The organism is Myxococcus eversor (assembly GCF_010894455.1).
In the GTDB taxonomy this organism is placed as follows: domain Bacteria; phylum Myxococcota; class Myxococcia; order Myxococcales; family Myxococcaceae; genus Myxococcus; species Myxococcus eversor.
Genome location: NZ_JAAIXY010000007.1, coordinates 53,844 through 66,379, shown reverse-complemented (window position 1 = coordinate 66,379; position 12,536 = coordinate 53,844). Strand labels below are relative to the sequence as shown.

The following is a 12,536-nucleotide window of genomic DNA, read 5'->3' as shown; positions in this document are numbered from 1 at the left end:
CCCTCACCACCAAGGAAGGTAGACAGCCTTGCCGCAGCCCGTGCCCTCCGCCGCCGACTCGACTTCCAACGACACCCTCATCTCCAAGGCCAAGAGCCACCTGCTGCAGAACTACAAGCAGCAGCCCATCGTCCTGGTCAAAGGTCGGGGTACGCGCGTGTGGGACGCGGATGGCCGTGAGTATCTGGACCTCATCGGCGGGGTGGCGACGTGCGCGCTGGGGCATTGTCATCCGGACCTGGTGGCGGCGGCGCACGCGCAGCTGGACTCGCTGTGGCATGTGTCGAACGCGTTCTACTCGCAGCCGCAGATCGACCTGGCGGCGCAGCTGTGTGAGTGGAGTGGGTTCCAGCGCGCCTTCTTCTGCAACTCCGGCGCGGAGGCCAACGAGGCGCTGCTGAAGCTGGCCCGCAAGGTGATGAAGGACCGGGGCACCCCGGAGCGCTATGAGGTCATCACCTTCGAGCGCAGCTTCCACGGCCGCACCCTCGCCACCGTCACCGCGACGGGGCAGCCGAAGTACCATGCGGGCTTCGAGCCGCTGCCGGCGGGCTTCCAGCACGTGCCCTACGGTGACGTGGACGCCGTGCGCCGCGCCATCGGTCCCGCCACCGCCGCCATCCTGGTGGAGCCCATCCAGGGCGAGGGTGGCGTGCGCCTGGCTCCCGCGGGCTTCCTCAAGGGGCTGCGCGCCCTGTGCGACGAGAAGGGCCTGTTGCTCCTCGTCGATGAAATCCAGACGGGCATGGGCCGCACCGGCATCCCCTTCGGCTTCATGCGCGACGGCATCCAGCCGGACGCCATCAGCATGGCGAAGGCGCTCGGCAACGGCCTGCCCATTGGCGCCATGTTGTGCCGCGAGGACGTGGGCGCCAGCCTGTCCCCGGGCAGCCACGGCTCCACGTTCGGTGGCAACCTGGTGGCCGCCGCCGCCGCCAACGCCGCCCTGAAGGTCATCCGTCAGCCGGGCTTCCTGGATGAGGTGACGTCCAAGGGCGCGTACTTCCTGGACCGCCTGCGGGAGATTCAGGGTCGGCTGCCGGCCGGCCGTGTGGTGGAGGTCCGGGGGCAGGGCCTGCTGGTGGGCCTGGAGATGGACCGGGAGGCGCCCCAGGTGCTCGGCAAGCTGCGCGAGGCGGGGGTGCTGGGCAACGCGGCTGGTGAGCGGACGGTCCGCTTCGCCCCTCCGTTCACCATCTCCCGGGAGGAGATGGATCAGAGCCTCGCCATCATCGAGCGGGTGCTGACCGCCCTCTGAGTCTGGATTTTCCCCTGGCAGGGGCCTGGGCGGGGACACTGGGTGTTTGACGCCCCGCGTCCCCAAAACCTAGGCTCGACCTTTCGGCAACCCATCCGTGGACCGTCCTGTGAGCGCGCCAAATACGATTGTCGGCCTGGGGGCCCGGACGGACCACATCGCCACGGTGCCCAACCTGGACTTTGCGCGCCTCCAGCTCTCCTCGGAGGAGTCGTCCGTCCTGTCGCTCGTCGGCCGGGTGGAGCGCATCGACCAGGTGCTGTCACGCTCCACCCTGGGTGAAGCGCGCACCATCGCCGTGCTGCTCGCGCTGCGGGCCAAGGGCGCCATCGTCCCCGCGCGCGTGGTGCAGCGAAACCAGCCCGCTCCCGCGGTGGACGCCGCGCTGGCCGAGGACGTGGACCTGGAGCCGGAGCGGAAGAAGGAGATCATCGACCTGGAGCGGGCGCTGGACGGGATGGACCACTTCGCCGTCCTGGGCTTGCGCCCCGGCGCCCCGGCGGCCGAGGCGAAGCAGGCGTACTACAACGCGTCGCGCCGCTTTCACCCGGACCGCTACTTCGGAAAGAACCTGGGCAGCTTCCGCGCGCGCATGGAGCGCATCTTCCGGAGGCTCACGGACGCCCACAACGTCCTCACCCAGCAGGACAAGCGGGACGCGTACCTCAAGGCGCACCCGGCGCTCGCGACGGCTTCCGCGGCCGCCACGCCTCCCGCCCCCGCGCCCGCGCCCATTCCGACGGCGGACCCGACCCAGGAGCTGATGCCGTTCTCTCCCACGCCGCGACCCTTCCGCCTCGAGTCCCCGTTGCAGGCGCCCGCCCCGTCGATGCCGCCTCCGGTGCAGGACGCGGCGTCCGAGGCGCGGAAGGCGGAGCGGCAGGCGCGCCTCGCCCGGCACCCGTACATGGCGCGCAACGTGCGGCTGTCGGAGCTGGTGGCGCGCGGCAAGGCGGCCGTCGCCCGAGGCGACTGGGAGCGGGCCTACCAGGACTTCAACCAGGTCCAGACGTTGGACCCGAAGAACCGCGAGGTACCGCCGTTGCTGGTGGAGGCGCGCCGCCGCCACGACGAGCAGCGCGCGTCCGTCGAAGTGGCTCGAGGGAAGGAATTGGAGCAGCACGGCGACGACGTCGGGGCGCTCGCGGCCTACCGGCTGGCCTATTCCCTGGATGGACAGAACGCGGAGGCCGCCTTCCGTGCGGCCAGACTGGGACTTCAACAGGGCCAGGATGCGGGCGAGGTGCGCGTCCTGGCACAGCGCGCCGTGGACGTTCAGGGAGGGCGAATCGAGCACCAGTTGTTGCTGGGACGAGTACTCGCCGACTCGGGAGCGAAGAAGCAGGCCAAGCGCGTCTATGAAGACGCGGCGAAGTTGGACCCGGACAACGCCGAGGCCAAGGCGGCGCTCAAGAAGCTGCGCTGGACGTTCTAGGATGAGCACGCTCTCTCATGGCTGAGTCCGAACCCCTCATAGGCATCGACCTGGGGACGACGAACAGCATCGTCGCCACCGTCCAGGACGGCCAGCCCGTCGTCATCAAGAACCGCACGGGCCAGGCGCTGACGCCGTCGGTCATCGCCATGGCCAAGAATGGCAAGCGGCTGGTGGGCGGCATCGCCAAGCGTCAGGCCATCACCAATCCCCAGGAGACGGTGTACGCGGCCAAGCGGCTCATCGGCCGGAAGTTCTCCTCGCACGAGGTGCAGGACGCGCTGCGCTCGCTGCCCTACGAAGTGGTGCCGGGGCAGCACGATGACCTGCGCATCCGCATGGGGGGCAAGGACCTGTCGGTTCCGGAGATCAGCGCCATGATTCTCCAGGAGCTGAAGGCGGACGCGGAGGCGCACTTCGGCAGGCCGGTGAGCAAGGCCGTCGTCACGGTGCCGGCGTACTTCAACGACGCCCAGCGGCAGGCCACCAAGGACGCGGGGCGCATCGCCGGGCTGGACGTGCTGCGCATCATCAACGAGCCCACGGCGGCGGCGCTGGCGTATGGCTTCAGCCGCACCGTGAATGGCCGCGTGGCCGTGCTCGATTTGGGCGGTGGCACCTTCGACGTGTCGGTGCTGGAGATCAACCAGGGCGTCTTCGACGTGGTGGGCACCGGCGGCGACACGTACCTGGGCGGCGAGGACTGGGACAACCGCATCATCGAGTGGCTCGTCTTCGGCTTCGCGAAGGAGCATGGCATCGACCTGCGCAAGGACCGCATGGCGTTGCAGCGGCTCAAGGACGCGGCGGAGAAGGCGAAGGTGGAGCTGTCCAGCGTGAAGGAGACGCAGCTCAACCTGCCGTTCATCAGCACGCCGCCCGGGGGTGGCGCGGCGCTGCACCTCCAGGCCGCGCTGTCGCGCGAGAAGCTGGATGACCTGACGGCGGACCTGGCCGAGCGCGTGGTGGGCATCACCACGGAGGTGCTGGGCGAGGCGGGTGTGCGGGCCTCGGAGCTGAAGGAAGTCATCCTCGTCGGCGGCATGTCGCGCATGCCGAAAATCATCGAGGCGGTGCGCGGCTATTTCCGTCGCGAGCCGTGCAAGGGCGTGCATCCGGACGAGGTGGTGGCGCTGGGCGCCGCGGTGCAGGCACACGCGCTGCTGGCGCAGGAGGGCGAGCTGCTGCTCCTGGACGTCACGCCGCAGAGCCTGGGCGTGGCCATCGCCGGTGGTTACGTGCGGCGCATCATCCCGAAGAACACGACGGTGCCCACGTCGGCGACGGAGGTCTTCGCGACGTCGAAGGACTTCCAGCGACTGGTGAAGATCATGGTGCTCCAGGGCGAGCACGAGCTGGCGCACCAGAACGAGCTGTTGGGCGAGTTCGTCCTCACCGGGCTGCGCGAGGCGCCTCGCGGGCAGGTGGAGATAGAGGTGACGTTCGACATCAACGCGGAGGGCATCGTCTCCGTCTCCGCGCGAGACAGGGAGACGGGCCTTCGCCAGTCCATCACCGTCACCGCATCCAGCGGGCTCACGGAAGAGGAGCTCAAGCGCATCATGGACGAGCAGCGCGGCTACCTCATGGCCGCGCGCATCTCCGAGGACCTCAAGGTCAAGCGCATGGAGCTGGACTCGCTCGCTCGTGACGTCATGGATGCGCTGACGCGAGCGAGGCTGCTGCCGGGTGGGGGAGGCCTTCCCGTCGACGCGGTGCCTCGGGCGGAGCAGGTGCTGGAGCATGCGCGGCAGGTCCGCGCGGGGGAGGATGTGGGGGCGCTGGGGCGCGCGTGTGAGTTGCTGGCGGGGTGCCTGGCCCAGCTCAGGGGGCCGGCGCGCAGTGGCACGGGGCGATAGATGAGCACCCAGCGCGCCAACCAGCTCGTCGAAGCGGGACAGTGGCTGCGCCTGAGTGGCGACGCCCAGGGCGCGCAGAAGCTGTTCGAGCGGGCGCTCGTGTTGGACCCCGACAATGTCCGGGCGCGCGAGAGTCTGGCCGCGCTGGCGACGCCCTCGGGGCGTGGGACTCCCTTCGACGCGTCATCAGCGGGCGCGTCCTCGCGAGGGACACCGCTGCCGTCGCTGGATGGCGACTGGGGGGCGTGGGCGGAAGGCGAGGGCGGTCCGCTGGATGAAGAGGACGAGGAGCGCTCGCCCAGCGTGCTGATTCCGGAGGGAGATGGACCTCCGGCCGAGGGCGACGTGTTGGACCTGCTCTCTCGCGACGAGCCCACCACGCAGGAGTACGGGGTCCCCGAGGGCAACACCGACGAGTACGGTGTCCCCATCACGGAGAGCGAGCTGGAGCGGTTGCTGCGCGGCGCGGCCGACCTGCTGGAGCTGGATGACCACTCGGGCGCGGTGGACTTGTTGTTCAAGGCGCAGGAGCTGGCACCGGGAGACCCGCGCGTGGATGTGCTGCTCATCCGCAGTGAGCGCATGCTGATGGCCATGCTGGAGTCGAAGCTGGGCGACCTGGGCCGCGTGCCCCGCGTGCGCCTCCAGCCGGACGACATCATCTGGCTCAGCCTGGACCACCGCGCGGGCTTCGTGCTCGCGCAGATTGATGGCGCCGTGACGTTCGAGGACCTCTTCTCGCTGTCCGGGATGACGCGGCTGGATACCGCCCGCATCCTCGCTCAGCTCCTCGACGAAGGCGTCATCGCCGCTGCCTGACCTCCCTGCTCACGATGTTCCCTGAGAGGGAGTCATTCCGGTCATATTGACAGGAGGCTGTCATGGTGACAGGTTTTTTCTGTTCGCGAGTGGGTCGAGGCCAGTTTCGGGCCCGTGTCGCGCGGGAGGCACCCCATGAAGCATGACGCCAGCATCCCGGCGCTCCCCTGTGTGGAGTTGGAGCCGACGCTCGAGTTCTATGGCCGGCTGGGCTTCGAGGTGACGTATCGGCAGCGCGCGCCAAACCCATACGCGGCGACGCGCAGAGGGGGTGCCCACCTCCACTTCTTCGGCTTGAAGGAGTTGAAGCCCGAGGAGGTCTATAGCTGCTGCCTCATCATCGTGGAGGAGGTGGAGAAGCTGCATGAGGGCTTCTCGGCCGTGCTGCGCGAGGCATACGGCAAGATCCCCGTGCGAGGCATTCCACGCATCACCCGGATGAAGAAAGGGCAGACGCGCTTCACGCTCGTCGACCCGTCTGGAAACAGCGTCATGTTCATCCGTCGCGATGAGCCGAATGGCTACGGTGACGACGAAGACGCCTCCGCTACGCACCTGGGCAAGGCCCTGAAGACCGCGCGGAGGCTTCGTGACTTCAAGAGTGATGACGCCACCGCCGCGAAGGTTCTCGACGCCGCGCTGAGGAAGCCCGATGCCGGGACGACGCTTGAGCGGGCGAGGGCGCTCGTGGCGCGTGTGGAGCTGGCCGTGGCCCTGGATGAGCCGGCCCGTGCTCGCGAGTGTCTTCATGCCATCGATGGACTCGGGCTCTCCAGACTGGAGTGCGAATCGCTGCGAGAAGAACTGGAAGCCGTCGACAAGCTGGTTCGCGCCCAAGCATGAGGAGCGCCAGCCCGACGTTCATGGGCCTCCCTGTCATTTGACGGACAGTCCGCGGGATGCCAGGGGATGGTCTGACGGCGGCCATCCTAGACTTGTCCGAAGAGGATGGGGGCGAGCCGCAGATGAGCGGGTGAGGTGGGGGGCGCGTCCGTGTCCGGCACTGTCTGGTGGGTGTGCGCATGGAAGCCGTCCTCCTGGATGTTTTTGAGGAGCACCTCAGCGAAGCCGCCTTTCTCTGGACGCAGTGGGAACAGACCCTGGATGCGCCGGATTTCAACTTCGAGGAGAGCCTCTCGCTGGAGGGGCGGCTGCGGGCCCACCTGGATGGCCTTGTTGTCGGTGATGCGCCCGTGGCCGAGTTGTTGTTGACGCCTTCGCTCGACTCAGAAGATCCGTCCCTGATTTTCTCCGCCACCTTCGCTCTGTTGGCGGCCCCTGGAAATACGCGACCGTTAGAGGCCCTGTCCGCGGGGTCCGAGGAGCTTCGGCCTCCGATTCAGCGTGCGTGGGAGTTGAGTGAGGGGGATTCCATGGCGAGGCGCCTGAAGGCGCTGTTGGCCCGCACCAACGCGGATCCTCTGTCCATGTCCCTGGACGTGCTCGCATTCCACCACCTCACGCCCATGACAGACGTCGTGGACGGGCTTCTGGGCGGCACGGATGAGCGGCTTCTCGCCGTGGCCTCGCGCTGTTTGCAGGTGCTCCCGCCGCAGCGGATGCGGATACAGCTTGCACGCTTGTTGAGGGACTCCCGTCCCGAGGTTCTCGATGCGGCCATCGAGGCGGGATTGATGGCGGGCGCTCGCTCGGCCTGGGACCGTTGCCTCGATGGGGCTTCGGTCAAGGCGTCGCCTAGTCGTCATCAATTGCTGTTGCTGGGGTTCGGTGGAGACAGCACGGGACTGTCGCGACTGCTGGGACTGATGGGGGAGGAGCGCCTCCGTGCGGACGTCCTATGGGCACTGGGCTTCAGCGGCCACCCCGCCGCGGCCGAAGCCTGTCTCGAATGGTTGGAGCATCCGCGCTTCGCCCCGCTGGCGGGCGAGTCCTTCAGCGCCATCACCGGCCTGTCGCTGAAGGACGGCTTCGCTCTCGAACGCGAGGAGTCTCCCCGTGAGGAGCCCATCCCGCTGGAAGAGGAGGACCTGGACGCGGACCTGACGCCTCGACCCGAGGATGCCCTGCCCATTCCCAATCCAGGGGCGGTGCGCGCCTGGTGGCAGAACGAGCGCAAGGGATTCACAGCGGGCCAGCGCTACCTCCGAGGCAAGCCATTCTCCGTGGAGCTGCTCCTCTCGGAGCTGGAGGTGGGCCCCATGCGCCGACGCCATGCCCATGCATTGGAGCTGGCCTTGCGCAGTCGCGGGGCCTGCAGGCTTCAGACGCGCGCCTTCTCTCCGAGACAGAACCGCGAGCTGGCCGCGCTGCGAAGCGGGGCCCTGAGCCTGTCGTCCCGCCCGCTTCCTGGGCTGTTGGAAGGGTGGTGAGTCTGGCCATGTGGACTCTCGAAAACCACACCCCGTTCGCGGCGGATCGAACCTGGGTCCTCGACAAGGACGGCGCCAAACGCTGGGTGGTCGTCGTCAAGGGGACCTACGATCTCCAGGAGAATCAGCGCACCTGTCTGAGCGAGACCCAGCCTCCGCCGCTGTTGCTACCGACGTATCGCGGGGAACCTGGTGCTTCCAGCCTGCTTCATGTCATGGACCTGACGGCGCCCAAGCTGGCGACGGATGTCGTCGTCAATGCCCTGGCCCATGCTCCCGGTGGCAAGCCCACCACCGTCCTGGATGTCTCGCTTCAAGTGGGCGCGCTCAAGAAACAACTGCGCGTCTTCGGTGACCGCGAGTGGAAGCGAGCGGTGCTCGGTGGCCCGGCGATGAGTGCTCCGCGGCCCTTCGTCACCCTTCCTGTCTGTTATGAGCGGGCCTTCGGAGGATGGGACAGGAAGGCCGAGGATGCAGCGGAGCATCGCGTCCACCCTGACAATCCCGTGGGCACTGGCTTCGTCACACAGGCCTCCCACTCCGGGGAGGTGGCGCTGCCCAACGTGGAGTCTCCTCGCCACCTCATCCGTTCTTGGAAGGACCGTCCTCCCCTTGCGGGATTGGGAGCCATCCCCAGCGATTGGTCTCCTCGTCGGGAACTGGCGGGCACGTGCGACGAGCGGTGGAAGAAGACGCGTTTCCCATTGCTGCCGGAGGACTTCGACGAGCGCTTCCACCAGTGTGCTCCCGTGGACCAGCAGGTTCCTGGATTCCTGAAGGGAGGCGAGCGCGTCGAGTTGGTCAATCTCTCCCGGTGGTCTCGACTGGGGTTCGAGCTGCCGAAGGTCTGGTTGGCCTTCAAGACCTTCTTCGGGCGGAAGAGCGTGGAGCATCGTGCTCGCCTCCACACGGTCATCCTGGAGCCGGAACTGCCACAGGTCACCCTGGTCTGGCATACCAGCCTCTCGTGTCACCATGACGCGGACAAGCTGGACGTCACGGTCATCAACCAGAAGGAGTACCTGTCCATGCAGAGGTCCGCATGAGTCAGGACATCGGCATCATCACCCTGGGGGCGAGGACCGCGGTGGGACTCAAGGCCCACCATGTGGCGGCGGCCGTGCGAGCCGGCATCAGTCGTCGAGGGGACCACCCCTTCATGGTTGACCAGCGGGGCCAGCCGATGATGGTGGCGAGGGACTCCCTGCTGCCAGCCGAGCTGAGAGGTGTGAAGCGAGTGGAGACGCTGGCGAAGAGCGCCATGGAGGAGGCGCTGGCTCCGGTGAGGCCGTCGCCCCGGGAGCGTTTGTCGCTTGCGGCGATGGTGGCGGTGTCCGAGGCTCGCGCTTCCTTGTCGGGGCTGGAGGCCGAGTCACCGGCCCGCTGGTTGCGCGACGTAGCACCCTCGGGACTTCATCTCACCCAGGTGGAGGTGCTTCCCCAGGGGCATGCCGCTGGATTGATGGCGCTCGAGCGTGGGTGGAAGTGCCTCCAGTCTGGCCGGGCCGACCTCTGCCTGGTGGGCGGCGTGGATTCGTACCTGGATGCCGAGACGCTGGAGTCGCTTGATGCGCGGGGACTCTTGAAGTCGCCTGTCAATCGCTCCGGCTTCACGCCGGGAGAAGGCGCGGGCTTCTGTCTGCTGGCCTCGTCGCGCGTGACGCGTCACCTGGGGCTGACACCGCTGGCTCGGATTGCCTCCGCGGTGACTCGGCGTGAGGAACATCACTTCGGGACGCAGGGCATCAACGTGGGCAGGGGGCTCTCCGACGCCATCGCCGGTGCGACGAGTGTCCTGGGAAGCCCGCCCACTCCGTTGGCGGACACGATGTACTGTGACCTCAACGGTGAACCCCATCGCACCGAGGAGTTCACCTACGCCAGCTTGCGGTGTCAGTTGGCGTTCGCGGACCACTCGGACTACGTGACACCCAGTGATTGCTGGGGGGATGTCGGAGCGGCGACGGGCCCGTTGTTGGCGTGCCTGGCCGTGGCTTCCGGACAAAGGAACTATGCGCGAGGGCCTCGGCCACTGTTGTGGGCCAGCTCGCGCGGAGGAGAGCGCTCCGCGGTGCTCCTCCATCTCGACCACGTCGCTGAAAGGCAGGTGCCAGCATGGGCACGGTCTCGGTCAACTCCCCCAAGACACCCGTGACGGAGGGCAGTGATGGCAAGGCCCCCGCCACGACTCCCAACTTCTGCAAGATGCCCGGGCCCCCCGCGCCCTTCGTACCCGTCGTGCTTCCCAACGTCGGGATGTCCGGAGAGGGGCTCACGAAGGGCACCAAGAAGGTTTTCATCGAAGGCCACAAGGTCGCCATCAAGGGCTCGTACTTCATGAGCAAGGGCGACATGGCGAGCAAGGCTCAAGGAGGCGGTGTCGTCTCGGGGCAGACCCACGGAAAGACCGAGTGGGTCGCGCCCGGCTCGATGGACACCAAGGCGGAGGGGAAGAACATCCAGTTGCTGGGCGATGCGATGACGAATAACGGAGGAAGCCCCGCCAACGCTGCGACGCTTCCCGGAGAAGGGCAGGGGGCTGCGGTTCCTCTTCAGACCGCTGAGGAAAAACTGCGGGAGATTGCGTGTAAGTGCGACAAGGATGTGAAGGCCAACAAGCAGAGCACATGCATGGAGCTCGGCAACAAGAAGCATGACTGCTGCGAGGAGGCGCTGAAGAAACACGCGGGTAGCGGCAATCCCCCCCAACTTTGCGGAGAGCGTGGCTATGACGTGCGTTGCAATCCGCCCCAGTCGCTCGGGATGACGCGCAAGGGACTCGCGCAACGCATCTCGGCGGATGTCAGGGAGGGGGGCTTGTTCCCTGGAGCGTCGGAGGCGACGATAGGACGGAAGGTTTGGGGCCGGTTGATGCAAGCTCTGAGAGGCACTTGTTGGCCCGATGCCTGTTCGCTGGATGCTCGGGGTAACCCATCTCAGTTCTTTGACTTCAAGTTCCGCTGCCCTGAAGGAACACCTATTCGTCGCAAGAAAGGCGGTGGCTGGGTCACCGCTTCGGGAGAGTCTGCTTGCGCTTGGGGTAAAGGACAGCAAGTCAAGTATGTGGCTCTGAGCAGTGCGCTGGGGATCAACGCCAAAACGAATCCGCCCGTCATCATCGGAAATGATCTCTGCCCCTGAGGAATGGCTTCATTCATGGAAATACTCACCCGTACATTGAGATTGAAGGACAAGGATTTCGTGCTCGTCCGTCCAGGGCTCGTCCTCAATTTCTTTCTGGATGCGACGTTGCCAGATTGCGCCCCTGCCTGTGCGGACGCCATCGAGGCCTATCTGACGTACGTTGGGGCGGAGACCTTGCGCACCTACGTCGCGGACAGCGGTCAATTCCGGCCCCTGACGTCTCGGCAGACAGCCAAGGATTTGCGGAACCTGCGGGGCCGTCCGACGGACGAGGACGGCTATCGGGTTCATTACGGCCAGGGCGCGGTTGGAGGAGAGCCGGGAACCCACTCGCTTTTTTTCGAGGGCGATGGCCCTTTGGTGGAACCCGTGGTCCTTCCTGATGCAGTCAACCTGTTGCGTATGGAATTTCCCCCGCCGCCTTCCGATGATGAATCTTGGATGGCCCCTTTTCTCGAGTGGGTCCGGAAGATTGCCAATCTCATTCCGTTCCAGTCAGGGAATGCGGGATGGGGTTTCATGCACATGGGCGTTCATGAGAGCCAGGTGCGCCGCGAAATCAATCAACTCCTTCCTCGCTATCACGGCTTCGATCCGGCCTATAATTCGGCGAGGATGTGGATGCGAGGTCATATTCTGGGTGCGCACTGGCTCACCTTGCTGCGCGACGACCTCATTCAAAAGTTGGGAGGAATGGAGGCCATTCGCACAGGGCTCCCCTACGCTGAACTCCAACCTCTCGACCATGGGGTGCTCATCCGTGCGGCAAAACGCCCTCCGCTAGGCGACGTCAATCGCCAGTGTCTGGACATCGGCTCCATGCCAGACGTGGCACGGCTGCTGCGCCCCATCCGCCTCATGATGGAGGGCTTTGGAGAACCCCAGGAAGTCTTCGACGCACCGGCCTGGATTGCCCGCTACGACAACAAGCCCTCCCAACCCTGGGATGCCAAATGATGACGCGGCCCTTCAAGGTCTCACACCGCCCGCTGCTTCCGCCGACGAAGCTGGAGTTGGTGGTGGTGCTCGAGTCCCCCTTGTCTGGCCAGGAGCACCCCTTCGCGCCCCTGGACTATTTCCAGCAGGTCGCCGCGCTGGGAGGACTGGGCGGGGAGACGCTGCCTCCCTCCCGGTCTTCACTCCGGCTGTCGAGCCACGAGCAGCTCCCGGGCAACACCTGGAGCTGGCGCTTCGACGCGGTCCAGCTCCACGCCTCCAGTCTGTTCATCCTCGAGAACGTCCTCCACGACATCCACCTGGAGGGGCCCCACATCCAACAGGCCATCATCTCGTCGGGGTTGCTTGCTCCATCACAGCGGGGGCCCGAGCCGGTGCTGCCCTTCGCCTACGAGCCCCTGCCATTCGAGTACATCTTCGAGGCGGAGAGCACCGAGGCCTTCATCGAAGTGGATTTCGCGAAGGCGCAGGGCACCGAGCTGCTGCGTGACTGCGAGGTGGCCTGGTGGTCCTGGCTGGGGCTGGTGCAGCGAGGCGGCTTCGCGGAGGCCACCTTCCCTCCAGGTACGCTCAAGACCTTCCTGGCGAAGGCGCCCGTCATCTCCTCGCACGGGCTCCAGTTCTTCCTGGACGACGTCACGGCGGGGGGCGAGGCCTTCGACAGTCTGGTCAACATGCTCCACGCGATTCATCTGCGTGGAGCCACCATCGAATGCGTCCGGGTCTCCTGACGC

Annotated in this window: 11 protein-coding genes; all 11 read left to right on the top strand. The window is 66.5% G+C overall.

The features are described from left to right. The first annotated feature begins 28 nt into the window (after positions 1–28). The 11 genes from G4D83_RS15760 to G4D83_RS15710 all read left to right on the top strand — a co-directional run bounded on the left by G4D83_RS15760 (position 29) and on the right by G4D83_RS15710 (position 12,533). Complete coding sequence (locus tag G4D83_RS15760) at positions 29–1,258, top strand: aspartate aminotransferase family protein (RefSeq protein ID WP_163865579.1); 1,230 nt, start codon at positions 29–31, stop codon at positions 1,256–1,258. Positions 1,259–1,367: 109 nt separating this feature from the next. Beyond that, positions 1,368–2,693 (top strand): DnaJ domain-containing protein, encoded by a 1,326-nt coding sequence (locus tag G4D83_RS15755; protein WP_163865578.1) that lies wholly within the window; start codon positions 1,368–1,370, stop codon positions 2,691–2,693. A 17-nt stretch (positions 2,694–2,710) separates the two neighbouring features. Beyond that, complete coding sequence (gene dnaK, locus G4D83_RS15750; RefSeq protein ID WP_163865577.1) at positions 2,711–4,552, top strand: molecular chaperone DnaK; 1,842 nt, start codon at positions 2,711–2,713, stop codon at positions 4,550–4,552. Then, entirely contained in the window at positions 4,553–5,371 is an 819-nt protein-coding gene (locus G4D83_RS15745) for a tetratricopeptide repeat protein (RefSeq protein ID WP_163865576.1), read from the top strand. Positions 5,372–5,506: 135 nt separating this feature from the next. Then, positions 5,507–6,214 (top strand): VOC family protein, encoded by a 708-nt coding sequence (locus tag G4D83_RS15740; RefSeq protein WP_163865575.1) that lies wholly within the window; start codon positions 5,507–5,509, stop codon positions 6,212–6,214. Between the two features lie 179 nt (positions 6,215–6,393). Further along, a complete protein-coding gene (locus G4D83_RS15735; RefSeq protein ID WP_163865574.1) occupies positions 6,394–7,701 on the top strand; it encodes a TIGR02270 family protein in 1,308 nt (435 codons plus the stop codon). Between the two features lie 8 nt (positions 7,702–7,709). Then, the gene (locus G4D83_RS15730; protein ID WP_163865573.1) at positions 7,710–8,747 is read left to right on the top strand and encodes a DUF2169 family type VI secretion system accessory protein; all 1,038 of its coding nucleotides are present in this window, start codon (positions 7,710–7,712) and stop codon (positions 8,745–8,747) included. Further along, positions 8,744–9,856 carry a beta-ketoacyl synthase N-terminal-like domain-containing protein gene (locus G4D83_RS15725; protein ID WP_163865572.1) on the top strand — a complete coding sequence of 371 codons (1,113 nt, stop codon included), beginning with the start codon at positions 8,744–8,746 and terminating at the stop codon, positions 9,854–9,856. Before G4D83_RS15730 ends, G4D83_RS15725 begins: the two co-directional genes overlap by 4 nt. Then, positions 9,817–10,842 (top strand): PAAR-like domain-containing protein, encoded by a 1,026-nt coding sequence (locus G4D83_RS15720; protein WP_163865571.1) that lies wholly within the window; start codon positions 9,817–9,819, stop codon positions 10,840–10,842. Before G4D83_RS15725 ends, G4D83_RS15720 begins: the two co-directional genes overlap by 40 nt. Before the next feature lie 15 nt (positions 10,843–10,857). Beyond that, positions 10,858–11,802, top strand: coding sequence for a type VI immunity family protein (locus G4D83_RS15715; RefSeq protein ID WP_163865570.1), 945 nt, complete (start codon positions 10,858–10,860; stop codon positions 11,800–11,802). After that, on the top strand, positions 11,799–12,533 hold the full coding sequence (locus G4D83_RS15710; protein WP_163865569.1) for a hypothetical protein: 735 nt from the start codon (positions 11,799–11,801) through the stop codon (positions 12,531–12,533). Before G4D83_RS15715 ends, G4D83_RS15710 begins: the two co-directional genes overlap by 4 nt. Positions 12,534–12,536 lie beyond the last annotated feature (3 nt).